Source organism: Paenarthrobacter sp. NPDC058040 (assembly GCF_042885775.1).
Lineage (GTDB): Bacteria > Actinomycetota > Actinomycetes > Actinomycetales > Micrococcaceae > Arthrobacter.
On record NZ_JBHVRN010000007.1, the window covers coordinates 74,359 to 98,344 of the forward strand.

At 63.9% G+C, this 23,986-nt stretch carries 25 protein-coding genes; 16 read left to right on the forward strand and 9 right to left on the reverse strand.

Going from position 1 to position 23,986, the window contains the following annotated elements; all coding sequences use genetic code 11:
* Positions 1-91 precede the first annotated feature (91 nt).
* The gene (locus ACFVSJ_RS11065; protein WP_347109261.1) at positions 92-262 is read right to left on the reverse strand and encodes a hypothetical protein; all 171 of its coding nucleotides are present in this window, start codon (positions 260-262) and stop codon (positions 92-94) included.
* Positions 263-534: 272 nt separating this feature from the next.
* On the opposite strand from ACFVSJ_RS11065, the gene ACFVSJ_RS11070 reads away from it, so the two are divergent.
* A complete protein-coding gene (locus ACFVSJ_RS11070; RefSeq protein ID WP_387436838.1) occupies positions 535-1,014 on the forward strand; it encodes a Dps family protein in 480 nt (159 codons plus the stop codon).
* A gap of 21 nt (positions 1,015-1,035) precedes the next feature.
* Positions 1,036-1,992 carry a DNA topoisomerase IB gene (locus ACFVSJ_RS11075; RefSeq protein WP_387436839.1) on the forward strand — a complete coding sequence of 319 codons (957 nt, stop codon included), beginning with the start codon at positions 1,036-1,038 and terminating at the stop codon, positions 1,990-1,992.
* Here the strand turns inward: ACFVSJ_RS11075 and ACFVSJ_RS11080 are convergent, their stop codons facing one another.
* On the reverse strand, positions 1,993-2,745 hold the full coding sequence (locus tag ACFVSJ_RS11080) for an FCD domain-containing protein (protein ID WP_387436840.1): 753 nt from the start codon (positions 2,743-2,745) through the stop codon (positions 1,993-1,995). It abuts the gene before it with no gap.
* Between the two features lie 170 nt (positions 2,746-2,915).
* On the opposite strand from ACFVSJ_RS11080, the gene ACFVSJ_RS11085 reads away from it, so the two are divergent.
* From ACFVSJ_RS11085 to ACFVSJ_RS11120, 8 genes are all read left to right on the forward strand, one after another.
* Positions 2,916-3,875 carry a polysaccharide deacetylase family protein gene (locus tag ACFVSJ_RS11085; RefSeq protein ID WP_387436841.1) on the forward strand — a complete coding sequence of 320 codons (960 nt, stop codon included), beginning with the start codon at positions 2,916-2,918 and terminating at the stop codon, positions 3,873-3,875.
* A complete protein-coding gene (locus ACFVSJ_RS11090; RefSeq protein ID WP_387436842.1) occupies positions 3,872-5,326 on the forward strand; it encodes an aldehyde dehydrogenase family protein in 1,455 nt (484 codons plus the stop codon). Before ACFVSJ_RS11085 ends, ACFVSJ_RS11090 begins: the two co-directional genes overlap by 4 nt.
* Positions 5,327-5,328: 2 nt before the next feature.
* The gene (locus ACFVSJ_RS11095) at positions 5,329-6,717 is read left to right on the forward strand and encodes a dihydroorotase family protein (RefSeq protein ID WP_387436844.1); all 1,389 of its coding nucleotides are present in this window, start codon (positions 5,329-5,331) and stop codon (positions 6,715-6,717) included.
* Positions 6,714-7,802, forward strand: a complete 1,089-nt coding sequence (locus ACFVSJ_RS11100) for an NAD/NADP octopine/nopaline dehydrogenase family protein (RefSeq protein WP_387436845.1) — start codon at positions 6,714-6,716, stop codon at positions 7,800-7,802. Before ACFVSJ_RS11095 ends, ACFVSJ_RS11100 begins: the two co-directional genes overlap by 4 nt.
* Positions 7,799-8,536, forward strand: a complete 738-nt coding sequence (locus ACFVSJ_RS11105; RefSeq protein ID WP_387436846.1) for an SDR family NAD(P)-dependent oxidoreductase — start codon at positions 7,799-7,801, stop codon at positions 8,534-8,536. Before ACFVSJ_RS11100 ends, ACFVSJ_RS11105 begins: the two co-directional genes overlap by 4 nt.
* 178 nt (positions 8,537-8,714) lie before the next feature.
* Positions 8,715-10,157, forward strand: a complete 1,443-nt coding sequence (locus ACFVSJ_RS11110) for an MFS transporter (protein ID WP_387436847.1) — start codon at positions 8,715-8,717, stop codon at positions 10,155-10,157.
* Positions 10,150-11,136 carry an ABC transporter substrate-binding protein gene (locus ACFVSJ_RS11115; protein ID WP_387436848.1) on the forward strand — a complete coding sequence of 329 codons (987 nt, stop codon included), beginning with the start codon at positions 10,150-10,152 and terminating at the stop codon, positions 11,134-11,136. Before ACFVSJ_RS11110 ends, ACFVSJ_RS11115 begins: the two co-directional genes overlap by 8 nt.
* A complete protein-coding gene (locus ACFVSJ_RS11120; protein ID WP_387436849.1) occupies positions 11,117-12,220 on the forward strand; it encodes a membrane dipeptidase in 1,104 nt (367 codons plus the stop codon). Before ACFVSJ_RS11115 ends, ACFVSJ_RS11120 begins: the two co-directional genes overlap by 20 nt.
* 74 nt (positions 12,221-12,294) lie before the next feature.
* On the opposite strand, the gene ACFVSJ_RS11125 is transcribed toward ACFVSJ_RS11120, so the two are convergent.
* The 5 genes from ACFVSJ_RS11125 to ACFVSJ_RS11145 all read right to left on the reverse strand — a co-directional run bounded on the left by ACFVSJ_RS11125 (position 12,295) and on the right by ACFVSJ_RS11145 (position 17,559).
* Complete coding sequence (locus ACFVSJ_RS11125) at positions 12,295-12,570, reverse strand: HPr family phosphocarrier protein (protein WP_387436850.1); 276 nt, start codon at positions 12,568-12,570, stop codon at positions 12,295-12,297.
* Between the two features lie 29 nt (positions 12,571-12,599).
* Positions 12,600-14,615, reverse strand: coding sequence for a fructose-specific PTS transporter subunit EIIC (locus ACFVSJ_RS11130; RefSeq protein WP_387436851.1), 2,016 nt, complete (start codon positions 14,613-14,615; stop codon positions 12,600-12,602).
* 2 nt (positions 14,616-14,617) lie between these two features.
* Positions 14,618-15,604, reverse strand: a complete 987-nt coding sequence (locus ACFVSJ_RS11135; RefSeq protein ID WP_387436852.1) for a 1-phosphofructokinase family hexose kinase — start codon at positions 15,602-15,604, stop codon at positions 14,618-14,620.
* The gene (locus ACFVSJ_RS11140) at positions 15,601-16,395 is read right to left on the reverse strand and encodes a DeoR/GlpR family DNA-binding transcription regulator (protein WP_387436853.1); all 795 of its coding nucleotides are present in this window, start codon (positions 16,393-16,395) and stop codon (positions 15,601-15,603) included. The genes ACFVSJ_RS11135 and ACFVSJ_RS11140 overlap by 4 nt, the downstream gene beginning before the upstream one ends.
* Positions 16,396-17,127: 732 nt before the next feature.
* Positions 17,128-17,559, reverse strand: coding sequence for a hypothetical protein (locus ACFVSJ_RS11145; RefSeq protein WP_387436854.1), 432 nt, complete (start codon positions 17,557-17,559; stop codon positions 17,128-17,130).
* 160 nt (positions 17,560-17,719) lie between these two features.
* Here ACFVSJ_RS11145 and ACFVSJ_RS11150 point away from each other — a divergent pair, with 160 nt between their 5' ends.
* From ACFVSJ_RS11150 to ACFVSJ_RS11160, 3 genes are all read left to right on the forward strand, one after another.
* Positions 17,720-18,493, forward strand: a complete 774-nt coding sequence (locus tag ACFVSJ_RS11150; RefSeq protein WP_387436855.1) for a GAF and ANTAR domain-containing protein — start codon at positions 17,720-17,722, stop codon at positions 18,491-18,493.
* A 241-nt stretch (positions 18,494-18,734) separates the two neighbouring features.
* On the forward strand, positions 18,735-19,193 hold the full coding sequence (locus ACFVSJ_RS11155) for a hypothetical protein (protein WP_387436856.1): 459 nt from the start codon (positions 18,735-18,737) through the stop codon (positions 19,191-19,193).
* Positions 19,194-19,231: 38 nt separating this feature from the next.
* Entirely contained in the window at positions 19,232-20,359 is a 1,128-nt protein-coding gene (locus tag ACFVSJ_RS11160) for a glutamate--cysteine ligase (RefSeq protein WP_387436857.1), read from the forward strand.
* Between the two features lie 76 nt (positions 20,360-20,435).
* On the opposite strand, the gene ACFVSJ_RS11165 is transcribed toward ACFVSJ_RS11160, so the two are convergent.
* Positions 20,436-20,837, reverse strand: coding sequence for a VOC family protein (locus tag ACFVSJ_RS11165; RefSeq protein ID WP_387436858.1), 402 nt, complete (start codon positions 20,835-20,837; stop codon positions 20,436-20,438).
* A gap of 19 nt (positions 20,838-20,856) precedes the next feature.
* Positions 20,857-21,291 carry a helix-turn-helix transcriptional regulator gene (locus ACFVSJ_RS11170; RefSeq protein WP_387436859.1) on the reverse strand — a complete coding sequence of 145 codons (435 nt, stop codon included), beginning with the start codon at positions 21,289-21,291 and terminating at the stop codon, positions 20,857-20,859.
* 26 nt (positions 21,292-21,317) lie between these two features.
* Here ACFVSJ_RS11170 and ACFVSJ_RS11175 point away from each other — a divergent pair, with 26 nt between their 5' ends.
* The 3 genes from ACFVSJ_RS11175 (at position 21,318) to ACFVSJ_RS11185 (ending at position 23,961) form a co-directional block, all read left to right on the forward strand.
* Entirely contained in the window at positions 21,318-21,941 is a 624-nt protein-coding gene (locus ACFVSJ_RS11175) for an alpha/beta hydrolase (RefSeq protein ID WP_387436860.1), read from the forward strand.
* Between the two features lie 281 nt (positions 21,942-22,222).
* Complete coding sequence (locus tag ACFVSJ_RS11180; RefSeq protein ID WP_387436861.1) at positions 22,223-23,221, forward strand: LacI family DNA-binding transcriptional regulator; 999 nt, start codon at positions 22,223-22,225, stop codon at positions 23,219-23,221.
* An 8-nt stretch (positions 23,222-23,229) separates the two neighbouring features.
* Positions 23,230-23,961 carry an HAD family hydrolase gene (locus tag ACFVSJ_RS11185; protein WP_387436862.1) on the forward strand — a complete coding sequence of 244 codons (732 nt, stop codon included), beginning with the start codon at positions 23,230-23,232 and terminating at the stop codon, positions 23,959-23,961.
* The last annotated feature ends 25 nt before the right edge of the window (positions 23,962-23,986 follow it).

Below are 23,986 nucleotides of genomic sequence, written 5' to 3' on the forward strand. Positions count from 1 at the left end.
TGCAGGTGCGCGGCGGGGACAGCCCTCACGGTCTGTTGATATTCAGGGTGTGCCGGCCTCAAGGTCCGGCTGGGTTGTCGCGCTCCGGGCTCTATACCGTGTGGCCTCGGCGACCTGACATGAAGCTGAGAAGCCAGCCGATGGCTGCGACCACCAGGAGGACGATGCCTACCCACAGCAGCCAGTTGAGGGCCGACGAGAAGCCGCCCACAAGAAGAAGGACAATCGCCACTACACCAGCAATGATCAGAAGCGTGTTCATGGTCAGCACATTCCTTTCTGGGAGGAATCCAGCGGTAAGCCGCTGTGGTTCCTGACATGCATTCCGTTTACTTCAATTGAGTTATGCCGGTACCTGGAAACAGTTTCCAAGGTGCCTTTGTCGTGGCCACAAACCGGCTCCCACGGTTTCCCGCTTCGCCAGCTGTGAACAGCGACACTCCTCATTGTACTACTAAGCACCCTTATGAAAGAGTTGTTGATGTAGCCACTTGGACTGGGTGAATGTCCATGCAGCGTCCACGAGAGGAAATTATGAAAGCGTCACAGCAGCTCGCAGACAATCTTCAAATCGTCCTGACGGACCTGATTGAGCTTCAGCTACAGGGCAAGCAGGCCCACTGGAACATCGTTGGTCCGAACTTCCGGGATCTCCACCTCCAGTTGGACGAACTGGTTCTCGCCACGCGGCAGTTCGCCGACGAGACCGCAGAACGCATGCGCGCACTCCACGCACTCCCGGATGGCCGTAGCGGCACCATCGCAAAGGGCACCCGCCTGGAGGAATTCCCCGGCGGGTTGGTGAACACCAAGAATGCCGTCAAGCTGGTCACCGACCGCGTGGAGCGGGCCGTGCAGACCATGCGCGACGTCCACGATGAAGTTGACGAGGAAGACCCCACGACGGCGGACCTCCTGCATGCGTTCATCGCCCGCCTTGAGCAGTTGGCGTGGATGATCAACGCGGAGACCATGGGCGTCGGCACTGCAGTGACCGACCCCGACGAAGCCTAGTCCGCGGACGGGCAGACCGGCGTGGCCAGGCTTCGGCGCAGTGACCTTTCCAAGCCCGGCATCGCCCGCCGCCGTTCGGGCAAGGGCTTCAGCTACCGGCACCCCGACGGAACCTTGCTGGACGCGGAGGATCGCCAGCGCATCAATGCGCTGGCGATCCCACCCGCGTGGACGGATGTCTGGATCAGTCCCTACGGGAATGCCCACATCCAGGCCACGGGCGTTGATGCAGCCGGTCGAAGCCAGTACATCTACCATTCGCGTTGGCGGGAGCGTAAAGACACCGAGAAGTTCCAGCGCGCGGCCGAGCTCGGCTCGGTTTTCCCGTCCATCCGCCGCGCGGTCACGCTGCACCTCAAGGATGGGTCCTCGCCCAAGCAGCAAACGCTCGCGGCGGCTGTCCGGTTAATGGACCTCGGCGCCCTGCGGGTCGGCTCGGAGAGCTACATGCGCCAAAACGGCTCCTACGGGCTCACCACCCTCCGGTGCAGGCACGCGCGCATCAAGGATGATGCGGTCGCGTTGAAGTTCCCGGGCAAGAGCGGCCAGTGGTGGGACACGTCCATCAATGACCCCGTCCTTGCGGCCTTCCTCGAACCTTTGGCGCGCAGGCCCGGCAAGGAGCGGCTGCTTTCCTTCAAGGACGACGGCGGATGGGTCCCGTTGGATGGGTCCATGATCAACGAGTACCTTCGCAGCATCGCCGGTGAGGCCTACACCTCCAAGGATTTCCGTACGTGGAAAGGCACTGCCGCCGCAGCCCTGTGCCTCATGAAGAACGACGGAACGATGACCCGGCCCCAAGCCCTGGTCAAGGCCATGAAAGAGGCCGCGCAGATGCTGGGCAACACGCCGGCCGTGGCCCGCACGTCCTACGTGGACCCGAGGATCGTGGACGCCTACCTCGAAGGCGAACTCGAAAAGGTCAAGCCCACGGAGCCCTCGATCGCGGAGTTCCTGATGGGGAAGCAAAGCTGATCATTTTCCCAGGGTGGCGGTCTTCTCCAGATAGGTTCGGACGGCCTCAATAAGGTGTCCGACGTGCTGGTTCATGAGCTGGCCGGCCAGTTCAACGTCGCGATTCACCAAGGCGGCGGCCAGTTCTGAATGGTCGTGCGCCTGCTCTGCTACGACCTTTGAGTTCAGGGAGACCTCTTCAAGAACGCGTGTCAGGTTGGGGTTGGCCGGTTCAATGAGGAGATCCGCCATGGAGATGAGGATGCGGTTGCGCGTGGCCGCAGCCACGGAGCGGTGGAAAGTGGTTGATGATTCCCGGTCGGGGGACGATCCTGCCTCCACCGCGTCTCGATGGCTCGCCGCCTGACGGGCGATCTCTTCGAGGTCCTCATCGGTGGCATCGGCTGCGGCCAGGCGTGCCCCCTCTGATTCCACGGCCCGACGCACCACCAGGATGTCCAAAAGTTCGCTGAGATCGGTGGTGCTGGCGGCCAGGACAAGGTTGGCGCCATTTTCCTGGACCCGAAGGGCCCCTTTGAGTTCCTCAAGGCGCTTTTGCCCCAATTCGGTGACAACGCGACCCTGCTTGGGGCGGGGGATTACCGTGAAACCTTGCTTGTCCAGGGAGCGCAGGAACCGGCCGGCCGTGGCTTCTGCCAAATGGATGCCGGACTCGTTCAAAGCCTCTGCCAGGCGGGACGAACCAACGGGTCTTTCTGATTCCCGGATAAGCGTGAGGGCCAGGATTTCCATCTCGATATTCGGCGATGTCACCAGGTGCGCCCCACTTCCACGTTGAATCGTCCGCTCGGTTGCATCAAGCCATCTTCCCATAGCCTTACCCGCCGTCGAGCGGTTTTGCGGCCTGTTGACTATGACTTGTTTCTACATCATCATTGGTGATGAAGTAGTCAACGATGACGACCAGGAAAGGGGTGGAGGCAATGACTGATTCTTCGTACGACGCTGGCCCTGCGCGGGACTTCATCGGATACGGGAGGAACAAGCCCAAGGTCTCGTGGCCGGGAAATGCCGCTGTGGCGGTGAATTTTTGCATCGCCTATGAGGAGGGCGCCGAGCGCAGCGTCCTGGAAGGTGATCCGCACGGCGAAAGCCTGGGGCCGGGACGCGACCCACAACCGGGGAAGCGGGACCTCGCCGTGGAATCCATCTACGAATACGGCAGCCGGGCCGGCATCTGGCGGATCGCCGATTTGCTCGACGAATACGGTCTTCCGGCCACGCTCTTTGCGCCAGCCGTGGCGCTGGAGAAGAATCCCGAGGTCAGCGCATGGGTTGCCGAGAGGGGCCATGACGTTTGCGCCCACGGATGGCGCTGGACGGATCCGGCAGAGCTCACACCGGAGCAGGAACGGGACCGCATCAAGCTCGCCGTCGAATCGATTGAACGGACGTGCGGACGGCGCCCCGTGGGATGGCGATCCAGAACCGGCCCAAGCCTGCACACCAGGCGGCTTCTTGTTGAAGAGGGCGGGTTTATCTACGACTCCGACGCGTACAACGACGATCTTCCCTATTTCCTGGAGGTCGGTGCCCGCGAGCACCTGGTGGTTCCCTACACCCTGACCTACACCGAGGGGCGGCTGGTCCAGCCCATGGGGTTCACGAGTCCCTTCGATTTCTGGGAGACCTGCTCACGCGGCCTTGACGAACTAAGGCGGGAAGGCCGCCGGGGCACGCCAAAAATGATGTCCATCGGAATCCACCCAAGGCACACCGGCCAGGCGGGCCGAATGGCCGGCCTCCGCGACTTTGTGGAGCACGCCTTGGGTGCGGGCGATGTTCTGTTCAGCACTCGCGAGGCGATAGCCCGGCACTGGATTCACCAGAGGCCCTCAGTTCAGGGGCCACTGCACGCAGCGCAACCAGGAGGAAAACCATGACGCAGCAATCCCTCGAAACACATCGCCGGATGGCACACATCAATGGCAAGGCAGTGGATACGGACGATTCGTTCCTTGTCCTGGATCCCGCCACCGGACGGCCCCTGGCGGAGGTCGCCGCCTGCGGCGCGGATCAGGTGGACCATGCCGTCACGGTTGCCCGCCGGGCCTACGACGCCGGGTGGAAGCGAACCACTGCCGCCGAACGTGCCACGATCCTCCGGAAGATTTCTGCTGGGATCGTGGCGAATGGCGACGAACTGGCCAGGATAGAAAGCCAGGACACGGGCAAACCGCTGCGGCAGGCAGTGGTGGATGTGAATTTTGCCGCCCGGTTCTTCGAGTTCTACTCGAACATGGTGGAGGCGGTGTTCGGCAGCATCATCCCGGCGGGGACGGACCGGATGACGTTTTCGATCCGCGAACCGTACGGGGTAACAGGCCACATTACTCCTTGGAACTACCCGCTGGGGCTGGCCACGCGGACCATCGCCCCCTCGCTGGCTGCCGGCAATTGCTGCGTGCTGAAACCAGCCGAAGAAGCTCCGTTGTCCACTCTCCGCCTGGCCGAAATCATGAGCGATGCCGGGTTGCCAGACGGGGTGCTCAATGTAGTGCCGGGCAGGGGGGCGGAGGCGGGAGCTGCGCTGGCAGCGCACTCCGGCTTGGGGAAAGTCTCCTTTACGGGCTCGGTTCCGGTCGGCATCAAGATTGGACAGGCGACGGCGGCCAACCTGGTCCCTGCCGACCTCGAACTGGGCGGCAAATCGCCTAACATCGTGTTCGACGACGCCGATCTCGCCACGGCATCCAAAGTAGTGGCCCAGTCGATCCTCCAAAATGCAGGCCAGACGTGCTCGGCTGGCTCGCGCTTGCTGGTGCACCGGAGCGTCCACGATGAATTCGTTGAGCGGCTGGTCCGGATCTTCGCGGACACCACACTTGGCCATGGACTGGACGATCCTGGCCTCGGACCGGTGATCTCGCGCAAGCAGCAGCAAAGGGTGCTTGATTACATCGCCTTGGGACGCACTGAGGGGGAGCTCTTGGTGGGCGGGGGAGTGCCCGGGGACCCGGCGTTGGAGGGTGGAAATTTCATCCTGCCCACGATTTTCGACGCCGTAGCCTCCTCCGCGGCCATCGCCCGGCAAGAGATCTTTGGACCTGTCCTCACGGTCACCACCTTCGATGACACCGATGAAGCCGTCTCGCTCGCGAACAGCACCGATTACGGGCTGGTGGCCGGGGTCTGGACTGCCAATGTGGGCAGGGCCCACCGTCTGGTCCGGGACCTGAACTGCGGCCAGGTCATGGTCAATACGTTTTCGAACGGTGTGGAACTTCCCTTCAGTGGCCGCAAGCACTCGGGTTACGGCACGTCAAAGAGTTACGAGGCATTGCTGGGTTACACCCAGACCAAGGGTGCCGTGATCATGATGTCGGAGCAATGAAAATGCCGACCGAGCTGTTGATAACCGGTGGGCGTGTGGTGCTCCCGGAACGCGTTGTCGAGGCTGACCTCCTGGTGAAGGACGGTAAAGTCGCGGGTCTCCTGGACCGTCGTGTAGCCAATCCTCCGGACGTTTCCCGGTCGGTTGAGATTGTCGACGCGAGCAAACTCGTGGTCATGGCCGGGATGATTGACACCCACGTCCACCTGCGGGATCCGGGGCATCCACACCGTGAAACCTTTGCCACGGGAACCAGCGCTGCCGCGGTTGGCGGCGTGACCACAGTGCTGGAAATGCCTTCGGGGATCCCGGCAGTGGCGGACGCCGAGAGCTGGCATTACAAGTATCAAGTGGTAGCGCCCAAGGCCTACGTCGATTACGGACTGTATGGCGGGGCCGGGCATACCAATACGAGCCGCATAGCGGAACAGGCCGTCGCGGGTGCGGTGGCGTTCAAGTCGTTCATGAATGCCCCCGCACCCAATGCCGATCCCGGGTTCGATACGCGGGCGCTTCCTGACGACGCTTCCTTCCTTGCTGCCATGCAGACGATCGCAGCGACCGGTCGGGTCGCCGTCGTGCATGCTGAAAGCGACTCCATCTGCGGGTGCCTTACCGCGCAGATGAAGAACCTGGGACGGAAGGACCTGCGCGCCCACGCCGAATCCCGGCCGCCCGTGGCTGAAGAGGAAGCAGTAGCACGGGCGATACTCCTGGCCGGTGCTGCGGGTGCCCGGTTGTCCATTGCACACATCAGCACGGGTGCTGCGGTGGAGCGGGTGCGGCGGGCAAAGGCCGAGGGGCAGGCAGTGACGGCCGAAGTGTGCCCGCACCACTTGTTCCATACCCTGGCCGCCAGCGAGCACCTGGGCCCCTACGCCAAGGTCAACCCGCCCCTCCGTGGAGACGAAGACGTCGAAGCACTGTGGGCGGGGCTCGGAGACGGGAGCATCGACTACATCGGAACGGACCACGCCCCTTACACGCCCACGGACAAGGACAAGGGATGGGATGACATCTGGCGGGCTCCCTCCGGTGTCCACGGCCTTGAATCCGTGGTTTCGGCACTTCTGACAGCGGTCAACGAAGGGCTGATCACCTTGCCCCGGCTCACGCGTGCGATCTCCCAGCGGGCCGCCGAAGTCTTCGGGCTGGGGTCCAAGGGCGAATTGCGGGTGGGCGCCGACGCCGACATTATCCTGGTGGACCTGGACCGCGAGGGCATCATTGATCCCCTTGGTCAACATTCGGTGAGCAGGGACGCCGCCAGGCTTTGGGCTGGCCGGCCGACGCGAGGTGCCGTCGTGGCGACGTATGTCCGGGGTAGCCTCGTTGCCAAAGACGGCCAAGTGACCGGACGTCCCGGATACGGCGAGTTGGTCCGCCCATGAGCCGGGTTGGAATTATCGGCTGTGGAAGCACGGGCCTGGCTTTGGCCGCCCATCTCATGCAGCGGGGTGTGACGGTCCAAAGCATGGTCGATCAGAGCCACGCGTTGCTGGTCCGGCTTCGGCAGTCCAGGAAGATTTCCTTGACCGGACTCCTGGGGGCCGGCGACTATCCGCCTCCCCTGTACACGGACGACTACGCCAGCCTGGTGGGCTGCGACGTGATTTTCGTGGCTACTACGGCCGACAGGCATTTCTCCGTGGCCCGGCTCTTGGGGCCTGTGCTGCAACCAGGCCAGCTTTGCGTCCTGGCCACGGGATACGTCAACGGGGCCGCCGCCTTCGCATCCGCACTGTCATCGGCCGGCGCGGCGGTGGCCGAGGAAAGCGTCGTCGCTCTTAACACCACGCCACACCTTTCCTACGCCCCCGGGGACGGGCGGGTGCACATTGCTGCCATCAAGACGTGGTTCGAGGTCTCCGCTGCCACCCAGGCCGCTTCCAAGGAAGCAGCCGCCCGGCTGTCTCCGTGGTTTCCTGCGGCAACGCCCGCGCGCCATCAGTTGGCTTCGTCCCTGAACAATCCCAATCCCATCGCCCATGTGCCGGCGGCAGTGCTCAACGCTGTGCCCGCGTCAAGAGAGGCGCATGGCCTGGTGGCTCCATTTGGCGCCTTCCATTTGGGCGACTTTGGTGCCCCCGCCCTGGAGGCACTGCGGAACGTGCTCGACGCCGAACGGCTGGCTGTGATGCGGGCGCTCGGCCTGGGTGCCCATCACGTGGGCAGAAACGACTTCGGCCTCCGGGCCTATGGTCCCGGCGCCCGTGAAACGGATCCACCCAGAGTCGGTCCGACGTTTCAGCGGCGGTTCGTCACCGAGGATGTTCCTTGCGGCCTGGTGCCGATCGAATCCCTTGGCCAGTGGACGGGTGTGCAGACGCCCTCCATCTCCGCCCTCATTTCGTTGATCTGTGCCCTGGAGGGTCGGGACTTCCGAGTTCACCCAGCCGTGTGGCCGCGCTTGGTCGGATGGCCGGGTGCTGGAAGGGCCAGGCAACCAGTCCGCGAAGGAGCGGCCCTGACATGAACCAACACCTCCCTTTCAGTGGCAAACGGATCGCGGTGACTGGCGGTGCCCGGGGGATAGGCCGGGGCATCGCCGAGCGCTTCGCGGCGGCGGGGGCTGCGGTCTTCCTGCTGGACGTAGATGGCGAGGAGGTGCAGTTGGCTGCGGAGGTCATCCCCAGGGCCACGGCTGTGCACCTTGATGTGGCTGATTCCCGCACAACCCAGGAATTTTTTGCCTCGGAACCCCCGTTCGACGTGGTCATTGCCAACGCCGGGGTGTCACTGCCCAAGGCGTCGGTGCTGGAGACGGGCGACGAAACCTGGGATTGGCTCATGGACAACAACCTCAAGGGTGCCTTCAACACCATGCGCTCCGGGGCAGCGGGGATGCTCGCTCACGGCGTCCCGGGAAGAATCATCGCTACGTCCTCGGTGGCCGGACTCACCGCCGAACCCGGATACGCCGTCTACGCGGCTGCGAAGTGGGGACTCACGGGTCTGGTCAAGTCCATGGCCATGGAATTGGCGCCTTCGGGCATCCTCGTCAATGGCGTGTGCCCCGGCGATGTCCGAACCGGCTTTTTCGATGCGACGGCGGGAAACGACGTTTACAGCGGAGCGCTGGGCAGGCCGGCCGGAATCGACGAAATCACGGGAATCTACCTGTGGTTGGCCGGTCCGGAAGCGGGCTACGCAGTGGGCGAGATGGTGGTGTTGGACGGCGGCCTGTCGCTGTCGGCCATGGCCCGCTAGGTTCTGCGCCAGGTCAAATAAAGGCTTGCATCATCATCGATGATGAAGTACGTTGGTGATACGGATCACAGCGGCACCCATCGGGGCCGGCTCTCCGGTTTCAGGGACAACGCATCGGGCGGCAAAGGTGCCGCCCAATTCTTCGAAGCACTCAGCCCATCTTCAGGAGGCACAAAAAATGAGTTCCCTAGACATCAAGGGCAGCAGCCCCAGACTTAATTCCATGCTGTTGAAGCTCTCCGAATCGGTCGACAAGATCCCGCTCACCAAAACACACTGGGCAACCATCCTGTTGGTTGTAGCGGGCATGTTCTTCGACATCCTGGAGTCCAACTCCCTGGGCCTCGCGGGCCCACAAATCATTGCGGCTTTTGGCATCTCCAAGGCCGAGTTCGCCCTGATCAGCTCCATGACGTTCATCGGACTCACCGTTGGCGCCTACCTGGGCGGCATGCTCTCCGACATCAAGGGCAGGAAATTCGCCCTTGTTGCCAACCTGGTGGTCTACTCCGTTGGCGGAGTGCTGTGTGCACTCGCCCCCAACTACGAAGTCCTCATGGGGTCCAGGCTCATTGTTGGCATTGGCCTCGGCGGCGAGCTGGCGGTGGGCATCGCCCTCATTTGTGAAATCATGCCCACCAAATACCGTGCCCAAGCCGTTGCGGCGCTGAACGTCGGCTCAGGCGGGCTCGGAAACGTCGTCGCTCCGGCCTATGCGGCCCTGGTCCTCGTGGCCCTCGGCAACTTCTTCGGTGGCCCCCAGGTGGCATGGCGCTGGCTGTTCGGCCTGTTGATTCTGCCGGTCCTGCTGGTCCTGGTGATCCGGCGCAACATGCCGGAATCGCCGCGCTTCCTGCTCACCCGCGGTGACATTGAAGGCGCCAACAGAAGCCTCTCCGCGCTGGCCGCCGGCAAGGTTCCGGACCACGAGATCCACATCCGTGAAGACCAGTTGGAAACAGACAGCAGCGTCGCCGCGATCCGCCCGGAGAAAATCCGCCTCGGCGAAATCTTCACCCGTGGACTCCGCCGACGCACGGCAACGGCCAGCGGGGCCTACTTCATGGTGGTCGCCGCGCAGATGTCACTGCTGACGCTCATGCCCACCTTCCTGGTGGCCCGCGGCTCAACCCTTGGCCAAAGCCTCCTGTATACCCTGATCATGCAGATCGGCAGCCTCCTCGGCGCACTCTGCGCAGCGACCGTCACATACCGGTTCCGGCGGCGGACGGTGATGGTTACCGGCGCGATCCTCGGCTGCCTGGTGGGCCTGGGCTTTGGACTCCTGGCGAACACGGATCCCCTCATCCTCATCTTCGGCTCGCTCTTCCAGTTCTTCACCCTCCTGCTGACCACCACCTTGTGGTCCTGGGCTCCCGAACTGTTCCCCACCCGCGTCCGCGGCTTCGGAGTCTCGTTCGTCAAGGGCACCGGTGGCCTTGGCATCATCGTGATGCCGCCACTGATCGCCTTGATCTTCGACCAGGCTGGTTTGCCTGGCGTGTTCACCACCATGGCCATCATGTTCGCGATAACCGCGGTCCTTGCCCTCGCTGGAGTGGAAACAAAGGACCAGACGCTCGAGGAAGCCAACGAAGCGAGGCCGGTCTTCCATGGCTGATCACCACACGGGCCGCTGTGCCGTTCGTATCGCCGCAGCCCGCAACCTTGCCTACCTTCCTCATTACGTGGGTATCTCGCGCGGCTACTTTGCCGAGCACGGTTTGGATGTCCGCATCGTAGAGCAGGCCCCCGGACACGGCACCATCACCGATGCCGTTGTCCGGGGGGACGCAGACCTGGTGCTGGGCAGCGTCATCTTCGCCGACCGGCTGAACAGGACCACCCCGAGCATGGTGGCGGCAGTCAGCAACACACAGACCAGGCACTTCCTGTTCAGGAAGAGCCTGGCCGGGACTGCCGCCGTTTTGAGCTCCGATGCCCAGCGGCAGGAAGGAACGCCGGAAGTGTTCGATTGGCAATCCCTTCGCGGCAGTGTGGTGCTGGTGGCACCCAGCTACGTGCCGACGTCGTGGGTTGCCTTCCTGGAGGTCCTCCACCGGAACAACATTCCGCTGGGTGAGATCAAGCTCCTGGTGGGCTACCAACCGGAGGCCGTGGTGCAGGAATTTCTCACCGGCCCGGGCGACTTTCTCCTGGCGGGCGGCCAGGAGGCCCAGGACCCGCGGTTGGTGGAAGCAGTTCCGCTGGCGGAGGAGCTGGGCCCGGTGCCATGGTCCGTATATTGCGCGACGGGGATCTGGGCGCGGGACCACAGCGGGGAACTTGAGGCGTTCCGCGCGGGCCTCGGAAAAGCACAAATGTGGCTTGCTGGGCGGACCGCCAAGGGTGCGGCCGCAGCCGCGGGGGAATGGTTTCCGGACATTCCAGCCGCAGAACTCGAAGCCACCGTGGCCCAGTTCCTGCGCATCGGATTCTGGGCGAAGTCGCCGCTGCCGGTTCCCGAGCAGTTCGCCGCGTGGAAGACAGCGCTGGTCAGGGCAGGGTTGTTGGCGTCCGACACCGCACTCCTCACCATGATCGACGAGGTTTCTGGACGCCATAAGGAAGGAAAAGACCGTGACACAGACGCAGCTTGAGCACCCTTTCTTGTCCAGGATGCCGGGCCGGGACGAGGAGCAACGGGCTCTGGAGCTCCACGCCCGCGCCACCGTGGTTGATACCTGCGGTGCGATCCCTCCCGGCGGAGACGGCTCCCTTGACGACTCCATCGCTTTGCTGCGCCTCGGCGGTGTTGACTGTGTTGGAATGACGCTATCGGCCGAGGAACACGACCAGCGGGCGGCCATGGACCAAATCACCTTCTGGAACAGGAACATCCGCAAACACTCCGCGGACCTGGTGAAGGCCACCTGCGCGGACGACGTCCGCCAGGCCAAGGAAGACGGACGCATTGCCGTGTATTACCTTTTCCAAAACGCCAAGCCGTTCGGTGATGATCCTGGAAATGTCGAGCTGTTCAGGGACATGGGCGTGGTGTCATCAGCCATTACCTACAACAAGCGCAATTTCCTGGGGGACGGTTGCGCCGAGCCCGAGGATTCCGGGATCAGCACGATTGGCCGGGAAATGATTGCCGAGATGAACCGGGTGGGAATGCTCGTGGATCTTTCCCATGGCGGCAAGCGCACCCAGTTGACGGCCGCGCAGGCTTCCACCTCGGCGCCCTACTTCTCCCACAACAACTGCTTCTCCGTGTTTGGCAACCGGCGCAATGCCACGGACCAGACCATGAGAGTGGTGGCAGAGAAGGGCGGCATGATGAGCTCAATGCCGCTGGAGATCAGTGATCATCCGCAAGCGACGGTAGCGCAGATGGGTGACCATCTCATGCACACGTTGGAGATCTTCGGGCCCAGTGGCGTGGGCATCTGTACCGACTTCCCCAAGGGCAGGCGTAGCGTCTACGAGACCGCGTACATCGACCAACAGGGATATCTCAACATCCAGTACGACGGAACCCTGTACGTCAAGCGAATGAAATGGGAAGGCCCGGGCTGCCTGCAGACACCCCCGTGGTACCCCTACGCCGAGGGTGTCACGAGTTATGCAGGGCTGCCCAACATCACGCGGGAGCTGGTGCTGAGGGAGGTAGAGGACAGCACCATCGTGGCGGCTCTCGGCGGAAACTTCATCGACCTGATGAGCCGGGTGGTTGGCTGATCCAAGCTCGGACGCAAAAACGCCTGGCTACACCCCATCCGGGTGCAGCCAGGCGTTTTCGCGCATTGAAGCGATCAGGCGTCGTGGTCCGTTTCCAGGATCTTCACGAGGCTGTCGAGGGCGGCATCCGCGCCCTCGCCTTCAGCCCGCAGCACCACGACGTCCCCGTGGGAGGCGCCGAGGCTCATGAGGGACAGGATGCTGGCAGCGTCCATGGCGTCGTCGGCTGGTTCGCCTTCGCGGGCGATGGTGACCTCGAGGTCCAGGTCCCCTGCTGCCTCGGCGAAGATGGCTGCCGGGCGGGCGTGGAGGCCGACGCGGCTGGCGATGGTGGCGGTACGTTCAGGCATTGATGCTCCTTTGTGAGGTTGTGGAGAGTCTAGACGGTTGCGGGTACGGGTTCGGCTTCAACAGCCTCCGGCTTGCGGACTGCCCAGCGCTTGAGGGCAACAACAATCAGCGCGGAAGCAACGGTGCCCGCCAGGATGGAGATCACGAACATCGCCAAGTTGCCGATCGCGAAGAAAACGAAGATGCCGCCGCGGGGAGCCTGCGATGTCACGCCGGTCGCCATGCAAAGTGCGCCGGTCAGGGCGCCGCCCACCATGCTGGCGGGGATGACGCGCAGCGGATCCGCAGCGGCGAACGGAATGGCACCTTCGGAGATGAACGAGGCTCCCAGGAGCCAGGCCGCCTTGCCGTTCTCGCGCTCAGCGAGGGAGAACAGTTTCTTGTCCAGCACAGTTGCCAAGGCCATGGCCAGAGGCGGAACCATTCCGGCCGCCATGACGGTTGCCATGATCTGCCAAGGTGCCTGGTTGGCTGCGCTTCCTGCTCCGAGTCCAGCAACGGCAAAGGCGTAGGCGACCTTGTTGACCGGGCCACCCAGATCGAAGCACATCATGAGGCCGAGGATGATTCCGAGGATGACTGCTGAGACTCCGGTCATGCCGGACAGCCAACCGTTGAGGGCTTTGGTGAGGCCGGCGATCGGTCCGCCGAGTACCAGGAACATGAGGCCGGATGCGACGATGGAGGCCAGGAGCGGGATGATGACCACGGGCATCAGGCCCCGGAGCCAGCGCGGCACCTGCCATGTCCCGATCAAATATGCGACATAGCCCGCCAGCAGGCCACCCACGATGCCGCCCAAGAAGCCTGCGCCCATGAATCCGGAGACAGCACCGGCGACGAAGCCCGGTGCGATGCCCGGTCGGTCTGCAATCGCGTAGGCAATGTAACCCGCCAACGCCGGAACAAGGAAGCTCATCGAAAGGGCACCGATCTTGAACAAGACCGCGCCGAGATACAAGGCCAGGTTGCCGTCGGGAAGGTTGAATAGCGTATTGGCTGCGAGGATGTCGTTGGCCTTGGTGCCAAGGGCGATGTCGAAGCCAGCCAGCAGGAAGCCCAAGGCAATCAGCAGGCCGCCGCCGGCAACGAACGGAATCATGTAGGACACACCCGTGAGGAGCGCCCTCTTCAGCTTCTGGCCGATGTGCTCACCCTTTTCCTCGGCCTCGCGTTCGGCTTGCTCTTCAGCGCCAAAGTGGGCGACGCGGTGGGCGTGCGGGTCGTCGGCGGCAGCGAGTGCCTCCTGGACCATCTTGGCCGGCTCGTCGATGCCGCGCTTGACGGGAGCGTTGATGACCGGCTTTCCGGCGAAGCGCTCCTTGCCGCGGACATCGACGTCGACGGCGAAAATCACCGCATCTGCCGCAGCGATCACCGCCGGGTCCAGCGGCTTGGCGCCGGAGGAACCCTGGGTCTCGACCTGCAGGTCAACACCCATCTCCTTGGCAGCGGCAACCAGCGAGTCGGCAGCCATGTAGGTGTGCGCGATACCGGTGGGGCATGCAGTAACCGCTACGAGCCGCTTGGGTGCGGCAGCCGCCGTCGTGCTTTCAGCGGGTGCGGCCGAAGCGGCAGGTGCGGCAGCCGGCTTGTCCGCCAAGGCGCCGTCCACGAGGTCCACGATGTCCTGTTCCGTGGCAGCCGCGCGCAGCGCAGCCGTGAAGTCCTTCTTGATGAGCGAGCGGGCCAGCTTGGAGAGGAGCTTCAAGTGCTCCTGGTCCGCGCCGTCCGGGGCAGCGATGAAGAAGATGAGGTCCGCCGGGCCGTCCTTGGCGCCGAAGTCCACCTTGTGGGACAACCGGGCCATGGCCAGGGCGGGCTCCGTGACGGCCGCCGAGCGGCAGTGCGGAATGGCAATGCCGCCGGGAACGCCGGTTGCGGTCTTCTGCTCGCGGGCGAAGGCGTCCGTGAAGAGTCCTTCAACCTCGGAAGCACGGCCAGCAGCGGCAACCTTCCCGGCCAGGACACGGATGACGTCGGCGGGGGCATCGCCCAGGTTCTGGTCGAGGGTGACCAATTGGGGTGTGATCAGCTGGGTCACTGTTAGTCCTTCTGGAGGGCCGTGATGGTTACGGCGTCTGGGGTTGTCTGGTGAACTGCCGGGACAGTGGAGCCCGGCAGCGAAGCAGCAGCGGCACCATGTGCCACGGCTTGACGAAGGCAGTCCGGGGCGGAACCACCTTGGGTTGCGGCCAGCAGGTAGCCGGCCAAGGACGAATCACCGGCGCCAACAGTGCTGACGGCCTGGATCGGCGGATGCGTGGCGAGCCACGCTCCGTCTGCCGTCACCAGGACTGCGCCCTTGGATCCGAGTGTTGCCAGAACGGCACCCACACCGCTTTCGACGACGGCGGCAGCAGCTTGGGCGGCTTTGGCCGGGTCTGCTTCCAGTTCGTCAGCGGTGGAGACAGCGGCGAATCCCGCGGCGGCGGCAAGCTCTGCGAGCTCTTCCGCGTTGGGCTTCAGGAGGTCCGGCTTTCCGGCGGCGTCGCCCACCAGGGCGGCCGCAAGCGGGGCCCCGGAGGAGTCGATGGCGATGCCGGGGGCAGCCGTTCCGTCGGCGCGTGAGCGAAGCCGGCGGGCGATAGTGGCGTAGAAGTCCGCCGGCACTCCTGGTGGGAGGGACCCGGCGAGGACCACCCAGCTGGCGCCACGGGAGCGCTCCAGCAGCAGCCCGATCAGGGCTTCCTGCTGTTCGTCGCTCAGCTCCGGGCCGGGTTCGTTGATCTTGGTGGTGACGCCGTCCGGCTCGGTAAGCGTGACGTTGCTGCGCAGCGCCTCACCGATTGGCAACGACGCAAACGGCACGCCGCCGTCGCGCAGTCCTGCCAGCACCGGGTCCGAGTCCGCGCCCGGAAGGACGGCAAGTGTTTCGAGGCCGGAGGCCACGAGCGCCCGCGAAACATTGACGCCTTTTCCACCGGATTCCTGGTGGACATGGATTGCGCGCTGGACCTCGCCGCGGGCCAGCGGCCCGGGCAGCTCCACGGTGCGGTCAAGGCTGGGGTTGGCTGTCAGCGTGACGATCATGCGACCACCACGTCTACGCCGGCGTCGGCCAGGGCTGCCGCAAGTTCCGCGGAGGGTTCCCTGTCTGTGATCAAAGTATCCACATCCTTCAAAGTGGCGAACTGGACCAGGGTTTCGGCGTCCAGCTTGGAAGAGTCGGCCAACGCCACCACGCGGCGGGCAGACTTGACGAACGCGGCCTTCACGGCTGCTTCCTCGGGATCGGGGGTGCTGAGCCCGAAGGTGGCGTGGATGCCGTTGGCGCCAACGAACGCGATGTCCGGGCGGAGCTTGAAAGCGGCCTCCACGGTGGACTGTCCCACCGCTGCCTGCGTCAGTCCGCGAACGCGGCCGCCCAGGATCTGGAGGGCGACGCCGGGAGTGGAAGACAGCTTGCCGGCGATGGGAATGGCGTGGGTGATCACCACGAGCTCGTCTGCTGACCCATTCGATGCCGGCGTCCGCTGGGCAAGGAGGTCGGCAAGGGTTTCCGTGGTGGAACCGGCATCGAGCAGGATGCTGCCAGTGGTGGGTTCGGGAATCATTGCGAGGGCGGCTGCGGCGATGCGGAGTTTTTCGGCCTGGCGCTGAATGGCGCGCTCCAGGATGCTTTCTTCGCGGGTGCTGAGCCGGTCCGAGGGGACAGCGCCGCCGTGGACGCGGCGCAGGTTGCCGGAAACCTCCAAGGCTGCGAGGTCCCGGCGGATGGTTTCGGTGGTGATGCTGAATCGGTCTGCGAGTTCGGTAACGCTCACTCGTCCGCGCTCTGCGACGAGTGCGGAGATCAGTTGTTGGCGCTCTTCGGCGAACACTTACCCTCCATTGCGGTAAAGCCTGTCTTCGATGCATCCACTCCAAGTGACTGCTGTCACAACGATGTGGAATTGCTTGACTCTATCTTTGTTTGTGTTGGTAAGTCAAGAGAAAACAACACAAACAAAGATATGGCTCTCGTGGAGGTGGTTACGGTCCCTGGACACACCAAAGGGCATGACGCACTCCCTGTAGTGCGTCATGCCCTGGTTCGGGTCCCGACTGGGGGATTTGCCAGGACCCGGCTTGGGGGTGTTAGCCGCCCGCGCCGCTAGGGATCGCGGGGCGGCCCGTTCTGCCGGGGCGGGTCCGGCTCCCTCTCGGGGGTTGCTCCAGGCGTCGGAGTGGGCTCAGGCACGGGCGGTGGCCCCGGCTCGGGCAGCGGCACAGGCTCGGGCGTCGGCCCGGGCCCCCTTGCCGGCCCGGGCTGGCCTTCCGGCCCAGGTGTCCGTTGGGAGGCGGGCTCGGTCACGATGTGCCGTTCCGTCCGTGGCTCCGGTGCTGCGGGCGCAGGGTCCGCGGCGTGGAAGGGGGGAACTTGCTGGAATCCCAACCCACTCCTGTGTAATCGATGGGGAGGTTGTCCGGGTCCGGTGGATCCGGAAGCTTGTGCTTGCGTCCTGACGGGGGCTCGGAATTGGTCGCCAGTGACGCTTTCCTGCGCTTCTCTGTGTGCATGCATTCTCTTCCTCTAGGTCCGGGCCAGCCCGGATTCGCCGAAGGGACCCGGATCAGTCCGGGATCTCCATCCGGAAGCCACAGGTGCATCCAAGGACGCGGGTGTTGATGTAGGTCTCGTAGAGCCTCAGGGGTGCCCCCGGTTTGAGCGCCAGGGGTGCCTGGATCCGTCGAAGTTCGCAGCTGCGCGTCTTCATGGGGTTGCCGCAGTGCAGGTGCTGCCCGCCGAATTGGAGCACGCCTTCGGATCTTCCCGGACGGTTCAGGATGTCGGCCACCTTCTGGACACTGGCCAGTTGCTCGTAGGAGTACCTGCACGCAACGCACTGGTAGCTGACGTCCACCCTGTTGGGCGCCGGCGGGTAGTGGGACTGGATGGCATCCACCAGGAGATGCTGGTCGGTGTTGCAGCGCGGGCACCACAGCGGCTCGTCGGGTGGCGGGTGTGCTTCATCTGGAACCCTCGAAGCAGGCTGCGCGGGCATGGTATTCACCTTTGTGTGAATTGGGGACGCCCGTCTGCATGAGCTGTGAAGCCTGGTCCGTCGAAGCGGACTGTAGCTAGATTGTGCACATAGGTGCACCCCAGATGCAAGGATTTTGGGGGGATCCGCTGGCCAGGGAAGAGGTGTAGATAATAGGGTCATGGACGATATTCACCCGGACGCGGCCGTGTCCGTAGACGTGCCGGCTACCGATGACGTCCCGGTGGCCGAGCAGCTTCAGGACCTCGTGATCGACAGCGAGGATGTGGGTGGGTTCCTTGGCGAACTCGCTGTGTTTTCGGCTGATTCGGTATCCGCCACCGTAGGGCTGGGCGTGCTCTGTGGCGTCACCCTGAGCCGCCGCCGCAAGGCCCTGACCGTAGCCGGCAACAGCCACGAAGCCCGGTTGATCGACGAGGTCCAGCGGACGTTCGGCGACGGTCCTTGCCTCGAAGCCATGCGGACGCACACCACCGTGCTGGTGGAGGATACGGCCACCGAGGAGAGATGGTCGGACTACTGTGGCGTGATCGCGGACCGCGGGCATTTGTCCGTCCTGTGCGTGCCCTTGCAGTTGGACGAGGGAGCCACTGCCGCGCTCAATTTCTTCGCTCCCCAGGCCCACATCTTCGATCAGGCAACCATCCGTGATTGCGAGCTCTATGCCAGCCAGGCGGAGCGTTCCCTGCGCCTGGCGGTACGCATTGGAACCAAGCAGCAGCACGCGGACGATCTGCGGGACGCCATGGTCTCACGTACGGCGATCGACCTCGCGTGCGGGATCATCATGGGCCAAAACCGCTGCAGCCAGGAGGAAGCTTTCGGCATCCTCAAGAGGGCCTCCAACGGCCGTAACCAGAAGCTGCGCGATGTGGCCGAAGCCATGATCAAGGCCGTTGCCGGGACAGCATCGGTATCCCATTTCGACCTCTAGCCGCCTGCCGTTAAGCCACCCATCTCTTGTGACCCACGGCACTGTTGAACTACATTCATTACTGGGTTAAGCCAATAGCCCCTGGATCCCCACGACCTCGGAGCGCGGCTGACCAGCCGTTCCAGGCACGCAGGTTCCGATAGGAGCATCAGCTTCTCCCGACGCTGTTCAGTGCGTCCCGCAAGGGATTGTTGTCGGAAACCACCGCAGTGGTGGTACTTGCAATAAAAGGAGAATGGCAATGACGCTTGGTTCCCCGATTCCCGCCCCGAAACGTTTACCTGGGGCAACTCCCACAACTGCTGACACCGGCGCCCGTCCGTGGTGCACGGTCTGCGATACGGATTCCTACATCTTTGTTGAAACAGTGGTTGAGGCCGAACCGAACCAGTCCGAAATTGTTGAAGTCAGCTACACCTGCAGCGAATGCGATACGTTCTACGCCCATGCCGTCCGCCTGGCCGAGCTTGTTCCCGAAATCCAGACGGAATTCCTGTCCACCTCCGCGGCGGGCCTGTGGTTCAGCTGCACGCATTGCGGCGAACCCATGACGCTGGGCCGCGCCGCGGAGCGGTTCATCGAAGCGCCCCGGACCACCGATGACCCCGAAACTCCCAGCCTCCTTGAGGTCTACCTGCAGACCCAGGTGCTCCACTGTCGTTGCGGCTTCCAGATGGAGGTTCCGCGACACGTGGGATAAGGGCGTCTCCGACGACCAAGCCGTGGGGAGGGGTGGCTATGCGAACATTCGGCGTAGAGGAAGAGTTGCTCATTGTCGATCCGATTGACGGGATGCCGTTGGCCCTTGCGTCCGGAATCCTGGACATCGCCTCGCAGCAGGACCAAGGCGATGGGCCGTCGCTCAAGTCCGAGTTCAAGCAGGAGCAGATAGAGGTCAACTCCCGCCCGCGCAGCACATCGGCGGGCCTTCGCCAGGAAATCCAGCTGGGGCGGGCCCTCGCGGACAAGGCAGCGAGGACGGTGGGTGCGCGGGTCGCGGCACTGGCGACGCCGCCGGTGTTCCACGCAACACCAACCCTGGGCAACCAGCGCTACGCCACCATGGGCGTGGAGTTCGGCCTGATCGCCAGGGAGCAGATTACGTGCGGCTTCCACGTCCACGTGTCCATCGAGTCCCCGGAGGAAGGGGTGGCCATCCTGGACCGGATGCGCCACTGGCTGCCGATCCTGCTGGCGTTGAGCGCCAACTCGCCCTTCTGGAAAGGCGTGGACACGGGCTTTGCGAGCTACCGCACGCAGATCTGGAACCGCTGGCCCACAGCCGGTCCCATGGACGTCTTCGGATCCGAAGCCGGCTACCGGGCGGTCCTGCGGCAACTGCTCACCACCGCGGTTCCCCTGGACGAAGGCATGATCTACTTCGATGCCCGCCTCTCCCGGGGCCAGCCAACAGTGGAACTGCGCATCGCCGACGTCTGCCTCTACGCCGAGGATGCCCTGACCATCGCGGTCATCGCCCGGGCCTTGGTTGAAACGTCGGCGAGGCAGTGGCGGGAGGGGCTGCCGCCGTCGGATGTCCTGACCAGTGTGCTGCGCATGTCCAACTGGCGCGCCAGCCGCTTCGGCGTCAACGAGCAACTGCAGCACCCCTTGGAACAAAGCCCGTACCCGGCCGCGGACATCGTCAGTGCGCTCCTGCGTCATGTGGGGCCTGCACTGGTGGCAGCCGGCGACGACGATGTAGCCGCGGCCGGCGCCGCGGCCATCCTGCGCCGTGGATCGGGCGAACGCCTGCAACGGCACGCCTACGCCCGGCGCCTGCGCCTGAGCGACGTGGTCTCGGCTGCCATCACCTCCACCAACCAGGACGGCGAGCGGACCGACGCCGGACTTGCCACCCACTAAGGACGGAAAGCTCGACGGCGGTAGCTTGCCTTGGGCGCCCAAGGCAAGCAACCGCCGTCGTACTTGGTGCGAAGCGTCAGCCTTGGTTGATGCGGATCATGTTGCCGGACGGGTCGCGGAAGGCGCAGTCGCGGGGACCCCACGGCTGGTCGATGGGCTCCTGCAGGACCTCGGCGCCGGAGGCCCGGAGCTTCTCGAAGGTGCCGTCCAGATCATCCGTGTTGAAGACGAGCATGGGCATGACGCCCTTGGTGAGGAGTTCCTGGATGGCGTCGCCGTCGGCCTGGGAGCGGCCGGCGTGCGGCGGGGACAGAACCAGTTCAAGGTCCGGCTGGGCATCGCTGCCGAGGGTGACCCAGCGCTGGCCGTCGGAGCCGACATCGTTCCTGACCTGCAGGCCAAGGGCGTCCCGGTAGAAGGGAAGGGATTCGTCCACATCGTTGACGGTGACGTGTGCATATTTCAGTGAGATGTTCATGTCTCACACGCTATTGCAGCTACGGAACGGGCGCTTCTTCGATCCTGCTCTTCTTCGGGTTCCTGTCCGGGCGCGTGTGCTGTTTGGCGATGCAGTTGGGCATGGCCTTCACAGCTTCGTGTTCCCGGGCGCGGTACTCGCTGGGTGTCAGGCCAACGATCTCCGTGAAACGTGAACTGAAGGAGCCAAGCGAGGTACAACCGACCTCCATGCAGGCATCGGTGACGCTGGTCCCGGCCCGCAACAGTGCCATGGCCCGCTCGATCCGGCGGGTCATGAGGTAGTTGTAGGGCGATTCGCCATAAGCGGCCTTGAACTGGCGGGAGAAATGCGCGGGGGACATGAGGGCCCCTGCTGCCATGGTGGGCACATCCAGCGGACGCGCGTACTCCCGGTCGATGAAGTCGCGTGCGCGCCGCAGATGGGCCAGATTGGCCAGTTCCTGCGGTGTCATGCGGCCAGTCTACTAGGCTCATGCCCATGGATTCAGTGGTTTGGTCGAAGCCCGAAAATGAGCGCGCGGGCACTCCTTTGCTGGTGATGCTGCACGGCTACGGCACCAGCGAGGAACGCATGGTTTCCCTGTTTCCGCACCTGCCGCAGGAGTTCACGTGCGCGGCCTTGCGCGGGCCGAAAGTGATCGGCGACCACTATGGCTGGTTCCTGCTGGACTACTTCCTGACCAACGATTTCGCCGACGTGATCGCCTCCACGAACAAGGTCTTTGATTGGATCGGCTCGGTCCGGAAGAACCACAGCAGCGTGAGCCTGCTCGGCTATTCGCAGGGCATGGCCATGGCCAGCACGCTGCTGCGCCTGAAGCCGGAGCAGTTCACTGCGACCGTGGGCCTGTCCGGGTTCGTCCTGGACAACGACCTCCTGGCACTGTCCGAGTCCTTTGATACGCCGCCGCCCTTCTTCTGGGGGAGGGACAAGGCGGATCCGGTGATCAACGAGGACGCCATTGCGCACACCAAGGAGTGGCTCAACGCGAACACGGCCCTCACCGCGCGGACGTACCCGGGGATGGGGCACAGGATCGAGAAGCCGGAACTCGTGGACGTCAGTGCCTTCCTGCGGTTCTACGTGCTGGCACCCAACTAGGTCGCATTAGTGCGCGTTTTGGGCCGTCTAAACGCGCACTAATGCGACCCAGTTGGGTCAGCAGTTGGGTCAGGGAGGACAGGATTAGACGGCATGCGGGGCCTCCGAATCAAGCTCTTGGTGAGATTCCCGTCACAATTCCGCATCCAGCCCCACTCTATTGAATGACAAAATTGTAAGCGCTTACACTTTTGGCTGCGGGCCACCAGCGCGCCGCACCCCAAGGGGTTGTTCGAGTATGGAAAGGGTTGAGGCCGTGTTGCATGGTTAGGACTCACCGGGTGACGATCCAGGATGTCGCCCTCCTCTCCGGATTGTCCATTTGCACCGTCTCCAGGGCACTCCGGAATCTCCCCAACGTTTCAGAAAAGGCGCAGCGGCAAGTGTCCGAGGCCGCTGGCAAACTCGGCTACAAGGCCTCGGCCGCGGCATCCCGCCTCGCAGGCGGCCGCACGGGTTCGGTAGCCATCATTGCTCCCACCGCCACCACTTGGTTCTTCGCCCAAGCCGTTGAGGCGGCCGAGGAAGTGTTCGGCGACAGCGGCTATGACACCGTGTTGATCAGCCTCCGCAACAAGAAGAGCGTCAAGCAGCAGGTCTTCGGCGACCTGGAGCGGCTTGCCCAGCGGGTGGACGGCGTGCTGCTGCTCAATGTTGACCTGGACCCCGCAGAAGTGGAAAGCTTGGAGGCTTCCGGTTTGGCAGTGGCCAGCGTGAGCATGCGCAATGTTCCGTGGGACAATGTTGGTATCGATGACGAGCACGCGGCATGGCGGGCAACTTCCCACCTGCTGGAGCTGGGGCATTGGGACTTGGCGGTTCTTGCGAGCAATGAACCCGTCGTAGCCGGCATTCCCCGTTTCCAGGGCTTCAGCCGTGCGCTCGATGAACACCACCTCACCGTCCACCCGGACCAGGTGGTGGGCTGCGAGCCCAGCATCGACGACGGTCGCCGGGCGATGACCGAACTCGTGGCCCGGGGCGGCAAGCCGACGGCAGTGTTTGCCCATTGTGACGAGGCGGCCTTCGGTGCGCTCATGGCGTTGCGCGAACACGGCCTGTCCGCGCCCAAGAACGTGTCCGTGATCGGAATCGATGACCATCCCATGAGCTGGTTCCTTGGTTTGAGTACCGTGGCCCAGCCCGTTGCGGACCAGGGCGCTTTCGCGGCGAACCTGCTCTGCGAACGACTCGTGAATACCGAAACCCCCAACCCGCCCTCCAACCACCTGCTCGATACCAAGCTCATCGAACGCAAGACCACGCGTCACAAGCGCTGAACGGAACAATGCACATGACTGACCTTCGTACTGCCTGGAGTGGCGCTTCGGCGCTCCTTTTCGACCTCGACGGCGTGCTGACGCCCACTGCCGTGGTCCACGAGCAAGCGTGGCAGGAACTGTTCGACGACTACCTCGCGGAGCAAAACCACCCCGATGGCTACCAAGAGAGCGACTACTTCGACCACATCGACGGCAAGCCGCGCTTCGATGGCGTACGGGACTTCCTGACTTCCCGCGGCATCACCCTGCCGGAGGGGCCAACGGATGACGCCCCCACCAATGAAACCGTGCAGGGCCTGGGCAACCGGAAGAACGCGATCTTCAACGAGATCGTGGACACCCGTGGCGTAGAGCCGTACCCGGGCTCGGTGAAGTTCATCAACGCCGCCTTGGAACAGGGCCTCCACGTTGCCGTCGTTTCGTCCTCCCGCAACGCTCCCGCGGTACTGAAGGCCGCCGGACTGGACCACCACTTCGAGGTGGTGGTTGACGGACAGGTGGCCGCCGCCGTCGGACTTCCCGGAAAGCCGGACCCCGCAACCTTCACCTACGCGGCCTCCCTCCTCGGCGTCCCCACCGAGGAATGCATTGTGGTGGAGGACGCCGTGTCCGGTGTCCAGGCCGGCAGTGCCGGAAACTTCCAAGCCGTTATTGGCGTGGACCGCGGTGCCGGCCGCCAAACCCTTCTCGACGCCGGCGCGACGCTGGTGGTCGACGACCTCGACGATCTTCTCTGACCCAACTTTTTCGAAGGACTTCATC

Excerpts from the sequence above, each read along its gene's own strand:
- ACFVSJ_RS11065 (WP_347109261.1), bottom strand. The coding sequence starts at position 262 with ATGAACACGCTTCTGATCATTGCTGGTGTAGTGGCGATTGTCCTTCTT.
- ACFVSJ_RS11070 (WP_387436838.1), top strand. The coding sequence starts at position 535 with ATGAAAGCGTCACAGCAGCTCGCAGACAATCTTCAAATCGTCCTGACG.
- ACFVSJ_RS11085 (WP_387436841.1), top strand. The coding sequence starts at position 2,916 with ATGACTGATTCTTCGTACGACGCTGGCCCTGCGCGGGACTTCATCGGA.
- ACFVSJ_RS11090 (WP_387436842.1), top strand. The coding sequence starts at position 3,872 with ATGACGCAGCAATCCCTCGAAACACATCGCCGGATGGCACACATCAAT.
- ACFVSJ_RS11095 (WP_387436844.1), top strand. The coding sequence starts at position 5,329 with ATGCCGACCGAGCTGTTGATAACCGGTGGGCGTGTGGTGCTCCCGGAA.
- ACFVSJ_RS11100 (WP_387436845.1), top strand. The coding sequence starts at position 6,714 with ATGAGCCGGGTTGGAATTATCGGCTGTGGAAGCACGGGCCTGGCTTTG.
- ACFVSJ_RS11105 (WP_387436846.1), top strand. The coding sequence starts at position 7,799 with ATGAACCAACACCTCCCTTTCAGTGGCAAACGGATCGCGGTGACTGGC.
- ACFVSJ_RS11110 (WP_387436847.1), top strand. The coding sequence starts at position 8,715 with ATGAGTTCCCTAGACATCAAGGGCAGCAGCCCCAGACTTAATTCCATG.
- ACFVSJ_RS11115 (WP_387436848.1), top strand. The coding sequence starts at position 10,150 with ATGGCTGATCACCACACGGGCCGCTGTGCCGTTCGTATCGCCGCAGCC.
- ACFVSJ_RS11125 (WP_387436850.1), bottom strand. The coding sequence starts at position 12,570 with ATGCCTGAACGTACCGCCACCATCGCCAGCCGCGTCGGCCTCCACGCC.
- ACFVSJ_RS11135 (WP_387436852.1), bottom strand. The coding sequence starts at position 15,604 with ATGATCGTCACGCTGACAGCCAACCCCAGCCTTGACCGCACCGTGGAG.
- ACFVSJ_RS11145 (WP_387436854.1), bottom strand. The coding sequence starts at position 17,559 with ATGCCCGCGCAGCCTGCTTCGAGGGTTCCAGATGAAGCACACCCGCCA.
- ACFVSJ_RS11150 (WP_387436855.1), top strand. The coding sequence starts at position 17,720 with ATGGACGATATTCACCCGGACGCGGCCGTGTCCGTAGACGTGCCGGCT.
- ACFVSJ_RS11155 (WP_387436856.1), top strand. The coding sequence starts at position 18,735 with ATGACGCTTGGTTCCCCGATTCCCGCCCCGAAACGTTTACCTGGGGCA.
- ACFVSJ_RS11160 (WP_387436857.1), top strand. The coding sequence starts at position 19,232 with ATGCGAACATTCGGCGTAGAGGAAGAGTTGCTCATTGTCGATCCGATT.
- ACFVSJ_RS11165 (WP_387436858.1), bottom strand. The coding sequence starts at position 20,837 with ATGAACATCTCACTGAAATATGCACACGTCACCGTCAACGATGTGGAC.
- ACFVSJ_RS11170 (WP_387436859.1), bottom strand. The coding sequence starts at position 21,291 with ATGACACCGCAGGAACTGGCCAATCTGGCCCATCTGCGGCGCGCACGC.
- ACFVSJ_RS11175 (WP_387436860.1), top strand. The coding sequence starts at position 21,318 with ATGGATTCAGTGGTTTGGTCGAAGCCCGAAAATGAGCGCGCGGGCACT.
- ACFVSJ_RS11185 (WP_387436862.1), top strand. The coding sequence starts at position 23,230 with ATGCACATGACTGACCTTCGTACTGCCTGGAGTGGCGCTTCGGCGCTC.